15 protein-coding genes are annotated in these 13660 nt (G+C 65.5%); 8 read left to right on the top strand and 7 right to left on the bottom strand.

What is annotated here, in order from left to right:
• The first annotated feature begins 81 nt into the window (after positions 1 to 81).
• Together FLO80_RS08260 and FLO80_RS08255 are read left to right on the top strand one after the other, a co-directional pair.
• Entirely contained in the window at positions 82 to 666 is a 585-nt protein-coding gene (locus FLO80_RS08260) for a VOC family protein (protein ID WP_111365533.1), read from the top strand.
• Positions 663 to 1505 carry a DMT family transporter gene (locus tag FLO80_RS08255; protein ID WP_111365531.1) on the top strand — a complete coding sequence of 281 codons (843 nt, stop codon included), beginning with the start codon at positions 663 to 665 and terminating at the stop codon, positions 1503 to 1505. Before FLO80_RS08260 ends, FLO80_RS08255 begins: the two co-directional genes overlap by 4 nt.
• On the opposite strand, the gene FLO80_RS08250 is transcribed toward FLO80_RS08255, so the two are convergent.
• The gene (locus FLO80_RS08250) at positions 1472 to 1924 is read right to left on the bottom strand and encodes an NUDIX domain-containing protein (protein WP_111365529.1); all 453 of its coding nucleotides are present in this window, start codon (positions 1922 to 1924) and stop codon (positions 1472 to 1474) included. The genes FLO80_RS08255 and FLO80_RS08250 overlap by 34 nt on opposite strands.
• Before the next feature lie 43 nt (positions 1925 to 1967).
• Here FLO80_RS08250 and FLO80_RS08245 point away from each other — a divergent pair, with 43 nt between their 5' ends.
• The 3 genes from FLO80_RS08245 to FLO80_RS08235 all read left to right on the top strand — a co-directional run bounded on the left by FLO80_RS08245 (position 1968) and on the right by FLO80_RS08235 (position 4367).
• The gene (locus FLO80_RS08245) at positions 1968 to 2687 is read left to right on the top strand and encodes an esterase/lipase family protein (protein WP_111365527.1); all 720 of its coding nucleotides are present in this window, start codon (positions 1968 to 1970) and stop codon (positions 2685 to 2687) included.
• The gene (locus tag FLO80_RS08240; protein WP_111365525.1) at positions 2684 to 3829 is read left to right on the top strand and encodes an alpha-D-ribose 1-methylphosphonate 5-triphosphate diphosphatase; all 1146 of its coding nucleotides are present in this window, start codon (positions 2684 to 2686) and stop codon (positions 3827 to 3829) included. The genes FLO80_RS08245 and FLO80_RS08240 overlap by 4 nt, the downstream gene beginning before the upstream one ends.
• 64 nt (positions 3830 to 3893) lie before the next feature.
• Positions 3894 to 4367 carry a c-type cytochrome gene (locus FLO80_RS08235; RefSeq protein ID WP_439328711.1) on the top strand — a complete coding sequence of 158 codons (474 nt, stop codon included), beginning with the start codon at positions 3894 to 3896 and terminating at the stop codon, positions 4365 to 4367.
• Between the two features lie 115 nt (positions 4368 to 4482).
• On the opposite strand, the gene hpaH is transcribed toward FLO80_RS08235, so the two are convergent.
• Genes hpaH through FLO80_RS08205 form a run of 6 tightly spaced genes read right to left on the bottom strand, consistent with a single transcriptional unit; the run spans position 4483 to position 9384 of the window.
• Positions 4483 to 5280 carry a 2-oxo-hept-4-ene-1,7-dioate hydratase gene (gene hpaH / locus FLO80_RS08230; RefSeq protein ID WP_111365523.1) on the bottom strand — a complete coding sequence of 266 codons (798 nt, stop codon included), beginning with the start codon at positions 5278 to 5280 and terminating at the stop codon, positions 4483 to 4485.
• Positions 5277 to 6134, bottom strand: coding sequence for a fumarylacetoacetate hydrolase family protein (locus FLO80_RS08225; RefSeq protein ID WP_111365521.1), 858 nt, complete (start codon positions 6132 to 6134; stop codon positions 5277 to 5279). Before FLO80_RS08225 ends, hpaH begins: the two co-directional genes overlap by 4 nt.
• Before the next feature lie 4 nt (positions 6135 to 6138).
• Positions 6139 to 6450: a cupin domain-containing protein gene (locus FLO80_RS08220; RefSeq protein WP_111365519.1), complete on the bottom strand. Its 312-nt coding sequence runs from the start codon at positions 6448 to 6450 to the stop codon at positions 6139 to 6141.
• Positions 6451 to 6460: 10 nt separating this feature from the next.
• Entirely contained in the window at positions 6461 to 7441 is a 981-nt protein-coding gene (gene hpaD / locus FLO80_RS08215; RefSeq protein WP_111365517.1) for a 3,4-dihydroxyphenylacetate 2,3-dioxygenase, read from the bottom strand.
• Positions 7442 to 7469: 28 nt separating this feature from the next.
• The gene (gene hpaE / locus FLO80_RS08210; protein ID WP_111365515.1) at positions 7470 to 8981 is read right to left on the bottom strand and encodes a 5-carboxymethyl-2-hydroxymuconate semialdehyde dehydrogenase; all 1512 of its coding nucleotides are present in this window, start codon (positions 8979 to 8981) and stop codon (positions 7470 to 7472) included.
• Position 8982: 1 nt separating this feature from the next.
• On the bottom strand, positions 8983 to 9384 hold the full coding sequence (locus tag FLO80_RS08205; RefSeq protein ID WP_111365513.1) for a 5-carboxymethyl-2-hydroxymuconate Delta-isomerase: 402 nt from the start codon (positions 9382 to 9384) through the stop codon (positions 8983 to 8985).
• A 430-nt stretch (positions 9385 to 9814) separates the two neighbouring features.
• Between FLO80_RS08205 and ftsZ the strand changes: the two genes are divergently transcribed.
• The 3 genes from ftsZ (at position 9815) to FLO80_RS08190 (ending at position 13634) form a co-directional block, all read left to right on the top strand.
• Positions 9815 to 11470, top strand: coding sequence for a cell division protein FtsZ (ftsZ, locus tag FLO80_RS08200; protein ID WP_111365511.1), 1656 nt, complete (start codon positions 9815 to 9817; stop codon positions 11468 to 11470).
• A gap of 227 nt (positions 11471 to 11697) precedes the next feature.
• Positions 11698 to 12621 carry a UDP-3-O-acyl-N-acetylglucosamine deacetylase gene (gene lpxC / locus FLO80_RS08195; RefSeq protein ID WP_111365509.1) on the top strand — a complete coding sequence of 308 codons (924 nt, stop codon included), beginning with the start codon at positions 11698 to 11700 and terminating at the stop codon, positions 12619 to 12621.
• A 161-nt stretch (positions 12622 to 12782) separates the two neighbouring features.
• Positions 12783 to 13634, top strand: a complete 852-nt coding sequence (locus FLO80_RS08190; RefSeq protein WP_111365507.1) for an outer membrane protein assembly factor BamD — start codon at positions 12783 to 12785, stop codon at positions 13632 to 13634.
• The last annotated feature ends 26 nt before the right edge of the window (positions 13635 to 13660 follow it).

The following is a 13660-nucleotide window of genomic DNA, read 5'->3' as shown; positions in this document are numbered from 1 at the left end:
ATCGCGCGCGGGTGCCCTGCGCCGGGAGGGGGCGACAGGGGGGCTCGGGCGGTCTATCCTCGGCCAAAAGGAGGGCCGACCATGCGCAAGTTACAGGTTCAGGGCGTGCATCACATCACGCTGACCGGGGCCGACCGGCAGACCAGCATTGATTTCTGGGAGGGGCTGCTTGGCATGCCCTTCATCTTCGATCAGCCCAATCTCGATGCGCCGGATGAGGGGCATCTTTATTTCGATCCGGGCGACGGGCGGCTGATCACCGTTTTCACCAACGAGACCCGCACCCCCGACCGGCGGCGCACGCCGACCGAGCCGGGATGCGTGCATCACCTGGCGTTCAACGTGAGCCACGCGGTGTTCAGCCAGGTGATCGAGCGGCTGGAGGCGCGCGGGGTCGGGCATTCGGGGGTCAAGGACCGGGGGTTCATGGATTCGATCTATTTCAAGGACCCGCTGGGCCTGTTGATCGAACTGGCCTGTTACCGGTTCGAGCCGCCGGTGGGTTGCACCCATGCCGACGTGATGATTGAGGCGCACCGCCTGCGCGTGGCGCGGGGTGATTACAACATCCAGGAGGTGCACCTGGCCGATGCGATCGAGATGCTGGTCGAGCGGCGGCAAGATTCGCTGTCGCAGGATCGCGCGGCGCGGAATCCCTATGCATGAAGGTGTTCCTTCTGACCGCGCTGACCATGGTGGCGTTTGCCGCCAATTCGGTGCTCAACCGGCTGGCGCTTGATGCGGGCGAGGCGGGACCGGCGAGTTTCGCCGCGATCCGGCTGATCTCGGGGGCGGTGATGCTGGCGCTGCTGGTCGCGGCGCGGGGCGGTGGCGTGAAGTGGCGCGTGGGGGTGAGTGGGCCTGCGGCGCTGGCGCTCTATATGCTGGGGTTCTCGTTCGCCTATGTCAGCCTGCCCGCGGGGGTCGGGGCGCTGATCCTCTTTGGTGGTGTTCAGGTGACGATGTTCGCGGGCGCGCTGATCGGCGGTGACGTGGTGCCGATGCGGCGCTGGTTGGGGGCCGGGGTGAGTTTCGTGGGCCTGTGTTACCTGATGTGGCCCAGTGGCGGGGCCGCGCCCGACCTGTGGGGGGCGGGGTTGATGGTTGCGGCGGCGCTGGGCTGGGGGCTTTATTCGCTGATCGGGCGGGGGGTGCGCGATCCGCTGGCGGTGACGGCGGCGAGTTTTCTCTGGGCCGCGCCGGTGGCGGTGCTGGTCTGGCTCATGCGACCCGATGCGAGCAGCATGGCGGGGCTTTGGCTGGCCGTGGTGTCGGGGGCGGTGACGTCGGGGCTGGGCTATGCGCTGTGGTATCACGTCCTGCCGGGGCTGGGGGCGACGCGGGCGGCGGTGGCGCAACTCACCGTGCCGGTGATCGCGATCGCGGGCGGTGCTCTCCTGCTGGGCGAGGCGGTGAGCCTGCGCGTGGTGCTGGCGTTGCTGCTGGTGCTGGGGGGCGTGGGAATTGCCAATTATGCCTTTGCGAGGCGTTCGAGGGGGTCATAGGCGCAGGTGGCCGTGCCCCATGCGGCGGCGGGCAGGGCGTCGGGTTTGAAGCGCAGCCCCGCCATTTCGGCGCGGGCGACCCAGCGGCGGCGGTGGACGATGCCCTCGGGGTCGATCCAGTCGTCGGTGATCTCGCCGCTGGTGAGGGTGCAGCGAAAGAACACCTCGACCTGGTGAAAGTCGGTGTCCGGGTTGTGGAACTCGTTGACGAGGGCGGGCGCGCCGACCGCGATGGAAAGGCCGGTTTCCTCGTGCACCTCGCGGGCGAGGTTGTCGGGCAGGGACATATGCGGATCGGCCCCGCCACCGGGCGCACACCAGAGCGTGGAGGACGCATCCGGGAAGGCGTTGACCAGCAACAGCCGGTCATCGTGCAGCAAAAGCGCGCGGGTGGCGAGGCGGATGGGGCATGTGCTCATAACGCCCTTTCATAGGCGCGGGTTTCGGCCTATCTCAAGCCCCATGCGGTGGCTTTTCCTCATAATGCTGATGTTTCCCGTCATGGCGCGGGCGGATTGTGTCGTGCTGCTTCATGGGCTGGCGCGCAGCGAGGTGTCGTTCCTGGTGATGGAAGAGGTTCTTGAAACCGAAGGTTACCGGGTGGTGCGGCCCGGATACCCGTCGACCGAGGAGACCATCGTGTCGCTCGTGGTCAAGACCCTGCCGAGGGCGGTGGACGATTGCGGCGACGACACGGTGCATTTCGTGACCCATTCGATGGGTGGCATCCTGGTGCGCACATGGCTCGAGACGCATCAACCGGCCAACCTTGGCCGGGTGGTGATGCTGGCCCCGCCCAACCAGGGGTCGGAGCTGGTGGATACGCTGGGCGATATCGCGGTGTTCGACTGGATCAACGGCCCGGCGGGGATGCAGCTTGGCACCGGGCCCGAGGGGCTGCCCGCGCATCTGGGGCCGGTCGCGTTCGATCTGGGCGTGATCGCCGGGAACCGGTCGCTGAGCCCGGCCTATTCGGTGATCCTGCCCGGGCCGGATGATGGCAAGGTCTCGGTCGCCTCGACCCGGGTCGAGGGAATGGCGGATCATATCGTGTTGCCGGTCACGCATACCTTCATGATGAACGCGCCGATGGTGATCGCGCAGGTGCTGTATTTCCTCGAACATGGTCAGTTCGATCACGGGATGGAGATGGGCGACCTGATCCCGGGGCCGGGCAGGTGAGCCTCGCGCTGACGCTTGAGGGGGCGCAGGTGTTGCGGCCCGGGGGGCTCGACCAGGCGCCGTTGGGGTTTGCCGACGGGGTGATCGCGAAGGCGCCGGTGGGGCGGGCGGTCGATCTTTCGGGCTATCAGGTCCTGCCGGGGATCGTGGACATTCATGGCGACGGGTTCGAGCGCCATGTGGCGCCGCGCCGGGGGGCGATGAAGGATATGGGCGGGGGCATCGAGGCCTGCGCCGCGGAATTGGCCGCGAACGGGATCACCACTGGCGTGCTGGCCCAGTTCTTCAGTTGGGAGGGCGGCTTGCGCGGGCCGGACTTCGCCCGCGCCATGCTGGAGGCGCTGGGCGGGGTGCGGGACCGGGTCGAGGTGGATCTGCGGGTGCAGTTGCGGCTCGAGACGCATCTCTTGGACCTTTACGCCGAGTTCGAGGCGCTGGTGGTGGAGTTCGGCGTCGATTACGTGGTGTTCAACGATCACCTGCCGCATGAGAGGCTGGCGGCGGGCAAGCGGCCCGCACGGCTGGCCGGGACTGCGCTCAAGTCGCGGCGCAGCCCCGAGGCGCTGTTGGCGCTGATGCAGGAGATGCATGACCGTCGCGGCGAGGTGCCGGGGGCCGTGGGCGCACTTGCCGCGCGACTGGCGGCGCGGGATGTGCGGCTGGGGAGCCATGACGACCACAGCGCGCAGGATCGGGCGGAGTGGCGCGCGCGGGGCTGCCCGATCACCGAGTTTCCCGAGACGCTTGAGGCGGCGGAGGCGGCGCGCGCGGGCGGTGACGGAATCGTTCTGGGTGCACCCAACGTGATGCGGGGCGGGTCGCACAAGGGCAATGCCTCGGCGCTCGACCTCATTGCGCTGGGGCTGTGCGATGCGCTGGCCTCGGATTACCATTACCCGTCGTTGTGGCGGGCGGCTCTGTTTCTTGAGCGCGCCGGGGTGCTCGACCTGGCCGGGGCCTGGGCGCTGGTCTCGGCGGGGCCTGCGCGGCTTTTGGGGCTGGACGACCGGGGGGAGCTCAGCCCGGGCAAGTGCGCGGATTTGGTGGTTCTGGAGCCGGGCAGCGGCAGGTTGGTGGCGACGTTCGCGGGCGGGCGGGTCGCGTGGATGGCGGGCGACGTGGCGGCGCGGTTTCTGGGCTGAGCGGGCTTGACCCTCCCCCGTGGGAAGGGTGTCTGTCATCCGAATGACATGCAAAGGATGAACGATGCGTATTGCAGGGCTTGGGTTTGCGCTGATCGTGCTGGCGGCGGTTGGGTGGTGGCTCTTCGGCGCGCCCGGCATGGCGCCGCAGGGGGCGCGCGGATTGCCCGAAGAGATGGCGTCGGCCCGGGTGTCGGGCGTGGCCGAGGGCGCCCCGATCGTGACGCCGGTATTGCCCGAGACGATCAGCGCGGAGGCACGGATGGGCCAGCGCGCCTTTGAAGCGAAATGCGTGGCCTGTCACGGCGACAACGCCGCCGGGGTGATGGGCAGCGGGCCGCCGCTTGTCCACAAGATATACGAGCCCTCGCATCATGCCGATTACGCGTTCGAGATGGCGGTGAAGAACGGTGTGCGGGCGCATCACTGGCGGTTCGGGGACATGGCCCCGGTCGCGGGGCTGACCGGGGCGGATATCCGCGCGATCACCGCCTATGTGCGGGAACTGCAACGGGAAAACGGGATTGGCGTGAACTGAGGCGGTTGCGCCTGTTGTGAGGTCGGAGCGGGGGCCAGCCCCCGAGCTGCAAAATGCCGGGGCATTTTGTCAGCACCCCCGAGGTATTTTCAGTCAGATGAAGCAGGGGTGTGGGTCAGTCGAAGCGGCAGGTGACATGGCCCCAGGGGCCGAAATCGGCGTCGATCTCGGTGCCGGGGGGGCATTCGAGCGGGCGGATGAAGCTGCCTGAGAGGATCACCTGGCCGGGTTCGATGCTCTGGCCGTATTGGGTCATCCGCTCGGACAGCCAGACGATTCCCATGACCGGATCGCCCAGCACGCCGGCGCCGAGGCCGGTTTCCTCGACGATGCTGTTTGCGCTGACGATGGCGCCGGTGCGGCGGAGGTCTTCTTTCGCGGGGTCGAACCTATGGTCGCCGAGGATGATGCCCGCATTGGCGGCGTTGTCGGCGATGGTGTCGAAGATGCGGCGCGGCTGGCCGGTGGTGGGGCAGGTGCGCTTGATCCGGGTGTCGAGGATCTCGATCGCGGGGGCGACGTAATCGGTGGCGGCGAGCACGTCGTCGCGCGTGACGGCGCCCTTGAGCGGGGCCTTCATGACGAAGACGATCTCGGCCTCGATGCGGGGCTGGATGAAGCGGCCCGCGGGGATGGTGGCGCCGTTAGCGAACTTCATGTCGTCGAGCAGAACGCCGCTGTCTGGGGTGGTGATGCCCAGTGCCTGTTGCATGGCGCGGGAGGTGAGGCCGATCTTCCAGCCGATCACGCGGCGCCCGGTGGATTTCTTGCGGGCGATCAGCGCGGACTGGACGGCATAGGCGTCGTCCATGGTGATCGTGGGGTGGGCGGTGGAGAGCAGGCCGGTCTGCTGGCCGGTTTCCTCGGCTTCGAGGAGAGATTGCGCGGCCTGTTCGATCTCTTGCGGGGTCATGCCTCGTCCTCCACGCCGTTGATGAGGGTGCCGATACCTTCGGCGCTGACCTGGATTTCATCGCCCGGTTCGAGAAAGCGGGGCGGGTCGAAGCGAGCACCCGCGCCGGTGGGGGTGCCGGTGACGATGATATCGCCGGGGTGGAGCGTGGTGAAGGTCGAGATATATTCGATCTGGCGGCGGATCGGGAAGAGCATGCGGCTGGTCCGGTCATCCTGTCGCAACTCGCCATTCACGTGGGTGGTGAGGCGGATGTCGTCGAGTTGGGCGGCGTGGGTGAAGGGGATGAGCCATGGCCCCATCGCGCCGGAACGATCCCAGTTCTTGCCTTGCGTCACGTTGAATTTCGCGTGCCGCACCCAGTCGCGCAGGGTGCCTTCGTTGCAAAGGGTGATGGCGGCGATGTGATCATAGGCGTCGCTCTGCGGGATGCGGCGGCCGGGTTTGCCGATCACGACCGCGATTTCGCCCTCGTAGTCGAGCTGCGGGGTTTCCGGCGGGCGGACGAGGTTTTGCCCGTGGCCGGTAAAGCTTTGCGCGAAGCGGATGAAGAGCGACATGTTGGGCGGGGCGTCCTGCCCGTCCTTGTATTCGGCGTTGCGGTCGGGGAAATTGACGCCGACGCAGAGGATTTTCCCCGGATCGGGCAGGGGGATGTCATGGGTGAAGGTGCCGTTTTCGTGGGTGACGGTGCGGCCCGTCGCGGCGCGGGCCAGATCGTGCAGCGCGCCGGCGCGGATCACGTCGGTCAGGGTTTGCCATTGCGGGAAATCGGGCGAGAGGGCGATGAAGCCGTCGTCGGTGACGATGCCGTAAAGCGGCCCTTCGGCAGTGGTGACGGTGGCATAGCGCATCGGATCAGCCTTTGCGGTCCATGAGTTCAACCTCGATGAAGGCGCAGGGGAAGTCATTGCCGCTGATCACGTCATGCTCGGTGCCCAAGGGGCGGTAATAGGGTTCGCCCGTGCGCAGCTCTGCGGTGGTGCGCTCGCCCCCCGGCAACTTGATCTCGAGCGTGCCGTCGAATTGCGGGATGACGACGTAATCATGTTCGTGGCGGTGCCAGCCGGTGTTGTCGCCCTTTGCCGCAAAGCTCCAGCGGGTGACGCGGACGCGGTCGTTTTCGATCAGGATGTCGCCTTTGGCGGTGCCTTGGGTCGTGTCGCACATGGGATGTCCTTTACGGGGCAATGATGGGTTGGGCGTCGAGTTGGGCGGGGACGGGTGCTTGGCCTTCGAAAAGCGAGCCTTCCTCGAACCATGAGCGCGGGGCGGGGGCGCCCCAGAGGGTCTGGCGCTGGGGGTCTTTCAGATCCCACTTGATCGGTTCGAGATCGGGATCGACGGTCTGGTAGTCAGAGCAATAGATCTCGATCCGGTGGCCGTCCGGATCGCGGATATAGAGGAAGAAGGCGTTGGAGATGCCATGCCGCCCGGGGCCGCGTTCGATGTTGTCGACCCAGCCGGTGGTGGACATGAGGTCAAGCAGGTCGATGATGTTGAGCGGCGTGGGCACCCAGAAGGCGGTGTGATGCAGGCGCGGGCCGGTGCCGTTGGTGAAGGCGATGTCATGCACGCCGCCCTTGCGGTGGGTCCATGCGGCCCAGAGGCGGCCCGACGCCTCGTCCTCGGTGTATTCGGTGACGCGAAAGCCGAGATCGTTGTAGAACGCCACGCTTTCGTCGACATTGGGCGAGAAGACGTTGAAATGGTCGATCCGGAGCGGTTTCACGCCCTTGTAGAGCGCGTATTGCTGGTGAATGGGCGCCAAGCGGTCCATGCGCGCGTAGAATTCCAGCGGGATGCCGTGCGGATCGCGGGTGCGGAAGGTGCGCGACTGAAAGGGCCGGTCGACCCATTCGACGGGCAGCGATTTTTCGGTGAAGAACTGCGCGGCCTTTTCGAGGTGGTCCTCGTCATAAACCTTGAAGCCGAGATCGCGGGCGCAAGGTGTATCGCCCCGGCGCAGGACGAGGCAATGGTGGCCGCGTTCCTCCATCGCGCGCAGGTAGATCGTTTCGCGGTCCTCGTCGGTGACTTGCAGGCCGAGCGTGTCGACATAGAAGGCGCGGGATTTCGCCAGATCGCTCACCACGAGCTCGACATGGGAAAGGCGGACGATGTTGAAGGCGGGGTAGAGATTGGGGGCAGGGATGGGCATTTCGGCTGTGTCCTTTGTGCGGGTCGGGTCAGGCGCCCAGTTGCGGAATATGGTGCTGGCCGGTGGCCAGCCCGATATGTTTCTGCTCCATGTAGAATTCGAACGACCAGTCGCCGCCATCGCGCCCGATGCCCGATGCCTTGACCCCGCCGAAGGGGGTGGGCAGGTGGCGGACATTCTCGGAATTCACCCAGATCATGCCCGCTTCGAGCCGGTTGGTAAAGCGCAGGGCGCGGGTGAGATCGTTGGTCCAGACATAGCCGGTGAGGCCGTATTCCACGGCATTGGCCATCTCGAGCGCCTCGTCTTCGGTGTCGAAGGTGAGGGTGGTGAGGACGGGGCCGAAGATTTCCTCGTTCGCGATGCGCATGTCCTGGGTTGCGCCGGTGAAGAGCGTGGGGGCAACGAACCAGCCTGTGTCGCCCACGCGGTTGCCGCCGCAGGCGATCTGCGCGCCGTCCTGTTTCGCGATGTCGAAATAGGAGGTGACCTTGTCGAAATGGGTCTTGTGGATCAGCGGCCCGATCTCGGTTTGCGGGTCGAGCGGGTGGCCGACGCGGATGTTCTCGACCCGTGCCTTGAGTCGGGCCAGGAAATCGTCGGCGATGGTCGAGTGCAGCAGCAGCCGCGAGGACGAGGTGCAGCGTTCGCCGTTGAGCGAGTAGATCATGAAGATCGCGGCATCGAGCGCGCGGTCGAGATCGGCATCGTCAAAGACCACCACCGGGTTCTTGCCGCCGAGTTCGAAATGCACCCGTTTGAGCGTGTCGGCCCCCTGTTTCATGATCATCGAGCCGGTTTTGGATTCGCCGACAAAGGCGATGGCCTTGATTTTCGGATGTTCGGTGAGGGCGCGGCCGGCGTCTTCGCCGAAACCGTTGACGAGGTTCCAGACACCCGGCGGCAGGCCCGCCTCTTCCGCGATCTCGACGAGGATGCGGGCGGTGATCGGCGAAAACTCGGCCGGTTTGTGAACCACGGTGCAGCCCGCGGCGAGGGCGGGGGCGATTTTCCATGTCGAGAGCATGAAGGGCGTGTTCCACGGGGTGATGACGCCCACGGGGCCGATGGGCACGCGGGTGGTGACATTCATCAACGTGGGCGAGGGCAGGCTCTGGCCGTCGCGGGCGCCGGGCGCGCGGTCGGCGAAAAAGCGGAAATTCTCGGCCCCGCGCAGGGCGGCCTTTTGCATGAAGCGCAGCGCCTGGCCGGTGTCGAGACATTCGGCGAAGGCGATCTCCTCGGCGCGGGCCTCGATGGCGTCGGCGATGCGGTGGAGGATCTTCTTGCGCTCGGTCCCGGTGATGTCGCGCCAGCCGGGAAAGGCGTCGTGCGCGGCGTCGGCGGCGGCGTCGATATCGGTGGCGTCCGACCGGGCGACGGAACAAAGGAAGCCCTCGTCCACCGGCGAGTGATTGTCGAACGTGGCGCCGGAGAGGGCGGGGCGGTCGGCACCGCCGATGCGGTTGAGAACGCCGGTGTCGCGGAACCGGGCGAGATGGGCTTCGGCCCGGGCGATGTTGGTTTGCAGATCGGACATGTCAGCCTTCATTCGTTGTCTCAGGGGGCAGGTGGTCGCGGATGGTGCCGGTTTTCGGGCTCAGTTCGGGGTCGATGTCACGCATTTCCATCGACAGGGCGATGGGGTGCTGCGCGAGGGCGGGGGCCATGAAATCGCTCAGCGCGGTGAAGATCGCTTCGGTGGCGCGTTTGCGGGTGGCAAGGTCGCGCCCGCCGCGCAGGCGCACCGAGAGATCGAGAAAGCCGTGTTTCGCATCGCCATCGGCAATCGAGACGTGATCGGCGCGAAACGCGCGCACCCGGATTCCGGCCATCGGGAAAACGCCGGTCTCGATGGCCGCGCGGCGCAGGTGGTCACACAGCGCGGGCATGTCGATCAGCGCGTCGAGATTGGCCGAGTATTCGATGCTGAAATGGGGCATGGGCGTTTCCTTGCCTGAATTTCTTTTAACACGTTAACAAAAACGACAGCGCCGGTCAAGCGCGCCCTGCGCCTGTGGAAAAACCGTGAAACGGCGGGTGACAGTGTCCTGCGGCAGTGGTAGGATTGACTCAATTCCACCCGCGAGAGGTGGTGCGGAGGGTCGAGCAGAGACCCCGAAGCCAGATCCGAAATGCCCCGCGCATGACACGTGCCTGCGCGGGCAGAATCGCTTTGTTGTGTGTGCAGCCGCGAGATCCGCAATATATGCACATATCGGCGAAATCCCGCGGAATTGGCTATGGAATCGCCGATATTTTGTGGTTGTGACGTGTTTTTTTGATGACGATGCAAGCGCTAAAGGCTAAGAATGGGGCGGAACAGGCAGAAAAACCCGCATAGGCGGGAACAGACATCAGGCGGACGTACCCATGACATTGAACCTCACGATGCCCGGACAGGAAGATTTGAAACCCCGTATCACGGTGTTTGGCGTTGGCGGCGCCGGTGGCAACGCGGTGAACAACATGATCGAGAAGCAACTCGACGGTGTTGACTTCGTCGTGGCAAATACCGACGCGCAGGCGCTGCAACAGAGCCATGCCCCCAACAAGATCCAGATGGGTATCAAGGTGACCGAAGGGCTCGGGGCCGGGGCCAAGGCGTCGATCGGGGCAGCGGCGGCCGAGGAGAGCATCGAGCAGATCGTCGATCACCTGGCCGGGGCGCATATGTGTTTCATCACCGCCGGCATGGGCGGCGGCACCGGCACGGGGGCCGCGCCGATCATCGCGCAGGCCGCGCGTGAGCTGGGTGTTCTGACCGTCGGTGTCGTGACCAAGCCGTTCCAGTTCGAGGGCGGAAAGCGGATGAAGCAGGCCGAGGACGGTGTCGAGGCGCTGCAAAAGATGGTCGATACGCTGATCATCATTCCCAACCAGAACCTGTTCCGTCTGGCCACCGAGAAGACCACCTTTGCCGAAGCCTTCAGTCTTGCCGATGACGTGCTTTACCAAGGGGTCAAGGGTGTGACTGACCTGATGATCTGCCCGGGGTTGATCAACCTCGATTTCGCCGATGTGCGCGCCGTGATGGACGAGATGGGCAAGGCGATGATGGGCACGGGCGAGGCCACGGGCGAGGACCGCGCCACGCAGGCCGCCGAGAAGGCGATTGCCAACCCGCTTCTGGACGAGATCAGCCTCAAGGGCGCGCGCGGTGTTCTGATCAACATCACCGGCGGTCACGACCTTACGCTGTTCGAGCTGGACGAGGCGGCCAATTGCATTCGCGAGCAGGTTGACCCCGATGCCAACATCATCGTCGGATCGACGCTCGACAGCTCCATGGAAGGGGCGATGCGGGTGAGCGTCGTGGCCACCGGCATCGACGCGAGCGAAGGCGCGCATGATTATCCGGTGCCGCGCCGGTCCTTGGCCGAGCCGCTCAAGCAGACGGTGGCCGTTGAAGACATGGGGACGGAAGAGCAGGCCCCGGCGCCGCAAGTCGCCGCGCGGGCGAGCGAGGAGCCGTCGCTTTTCGAAGATCTGGAGAATACGCAGGCTGCGGCCGCAGAAGACCAGATGGAAGACATTTTCGGCGCCGAGGAAGAGCCCGGGTTTGCCGCCGACGAGGACGATCTGCCGCCGCCGGCCTATCAACCGAAGGTGGCCCGGTTCCAGCCGCAGCCGGATGCGTTCGAGAACGAGGCCGAGGAATTCGTCGCGCCCAAGGCGCCCGCGCCCGGCACGCCGAGCCCGGATGCCCTGGCACGGTTGCAGGCGGCGGTGCAGCGTGCGCCGGGGGCCGCGGGCCGCAGGGAAGACGCGGCGCAATCGGCGCCCGCACAGCAGCACGGCGAGGGGGGCGAGAAATCGCGCTTCGGCATCAATTCGCTGATCAACCGGATGACCGGACATGGCAGCGAGGGGCAGGCAGCGGCCCATCCGCGCCAACAGCCGCAAGTGCAGGCCCAGCCGCGCGCCCAGGCCCAGCCGCGGGCGCAAGCCCCGGCTCCGTCACCCGAGCAGGAGGCCGAACAGGAGCGCATCGAGATCCCCGCATTCCTGCGCCGCCAGGCCAATTGAGCAGGGCAAACACATTAAGGTGACCTTGCGTCACGCGTGAGTGGAAAGGCCGTCTTTTGGGCGGCTTTTCCTTTTATATCACGGGGGTAGAGAGTGGGCGGGCAATATGTCGCCGATGGCGGCGGCAGATGTTTCACACCGTTGCAAAGAGTGAGTTGAGAGGTAACACCCCTTCCTTTAATTTCCGGTCAGATTGCGGCAGACGTTCGCGACATCCGGGGATTATCGTGCAGACAACCATCAAGTCATCTGTGAGTTTCAGTGGCGTAAGCCTGCATTCGGGCAAGCCTGCGCGGGTGACGATTCACCCGGCCTCGGCCGAGCATGGCATATGGTTCCGGCGGAGCGACATCCGTGTCGGTGATGCGCTGGTCCCGGCGCGGTGGGACGCGGTCAACCAGACGCCGCTTTGCACGCGGATCGAGAATGCCCGGGGCGTGAGCGTTTCGACCATCGAACATATCATGGCGGCCCTTGTGGGCTGTGGTGTGCATAACGCGCTGATCGAGATCGACGGCCCGGAAGTGCCGATCATGGATGGCAGCGCGGCGGTGTTCGTGCGCGCCATCCTGGCCCGCGGCATCGTGCGGCTGAACGCGCCGGTGCGGGCGATCGAGGTTCTGAAACCTGTCGAGGTGCATGGCGCCGACGGGGCCTGGGCGCGGCTTGAGCCGGGGCAGGGGCTGCGGATAGATTTCCGGATCGAATTCGAGGACCGGGCGATCGGCGTGCAGCGCAAGGTTCTCAACATGGGGAACGGATCGTTCGTGCGCGAGCTGTGCGACAGCCGGACCTTCTGCCGACAGGCCGATGTCGATGCGATGCGGGCGCAGGGGCTGGCGCTGGGCGGGACCATGGAAAACGCCGTGGTCGTCGATGGCGACAAGGTTCTGAGCCCGGGCGGTTTGCGCCATGCCGACGAGGCCGTGCGCCACAAGATGCTCGATGCGCTGGGCGATCTGGCACTGGCCGGTGCGCCGATCCTTGGCGCCTATTCCGGGCACAAGGCGGGCCATGCGCTGACCAATGACCTGCTGCACGCGGTTTTCACCACGCCGGGCGCGTTCCGCATGGTGGTTTGCGATGCCGAGACCGCTTCGCATCTGCCGGGGGTGGGGGCACATCTCGGGGAAATCCCGGCTGTGGCCTGAATCCTGCATTGTCATTCCGACACAAGATTTTGTAATCAGCGCGTAAATGCGCGCAGCCCGGGGTGTCAAAGACGTTTTGCCCCGGAATTTTCTGTGCTAGGAAGTCTCGGAGCAGGGGGCAGACAGCCCGTGATCTGGATCGGATAAAGGTGAGAGCGGCGATGACAGGCGGCAGATTCCGGGCGGGGGCGCTGGGCGCGGTTCTGGTTGTGGCGCTGGTGGGTGGCTGCGGCGGCACCGCCGAGCAAGTGCGCCGCGGCGACATCCCGATGGAAACATTCACCGCGGAACAGATATTCGAGCGCGGTGAGTTCGAGATGAATCGCCGTCAGCCGGACCAGGCGGCGTTCTATTTCGGCGAGGTCGAGCGGCTTTACCCCTATTCCGAATGGGCCAAGCGGTCGCTGATCATGCAGGCCTATGCCTATCATCAGGACCAGGATTACGAGAATTCGCGCTCAAGCGCTCAGCGTTACATCGACTTCTATCCGCTTGATGACGATGCCGCCTATGCACAATATCTTCTGGCGCTGAGCTATTACGACCAGATCGACGAGGTTGGCCGCGATCAGGGTCTGACCTTTCAGGCGTTGCAGGCGCTGCGGGCGGTGATCGAACGCTATCCCGACAGCGAATATGCCCGCTCGGCGGTTCTCAAGTTCGACCTGGCCTTTGATCATCTGGCCGCCAAGGAAATGGAGATCGGGCGCTATTACCTGCGGCGCAATCATCACACGGCGGCGATCAACCGGTTCCGCACGGTGGTCGAGGATTTCCAGACCACATCGCACACCGCCGAGGCGCTGCACCGGTTGGTCGAGGCCTATCTGTCGCTGGGCCTGACCGACGAGGCGCAGACGGCAGGGGCGATCCTTGGTCACAATTTCCGCGGCACGGAATGGTATGAGGACAGCTATGGGCTGCTCACCGGGCGCGGACTGGAAGCGCGGGCCATGGGGGACAATTGGTTGCGCCAGATCTATCGCCAGATGATCAAGGGGCGGTGGTTGTAGGCCATGGGGGATGGTGGGTTTCACCC

The organism is Aquicoccus porphyridii (assembly GCF_008369105.1).
Lineage (GTDB): Bacteria > Pseudomonadota > Alphaproteobacteria > Rhodobacterales > Rhodobacteraceae > Aquicoccus > Aquicoccus porphyridii.
Note: the sequence above shows the minus strand (reverse complement) of the source record. Positions and strands in the feature narration are given on the sequence as shown.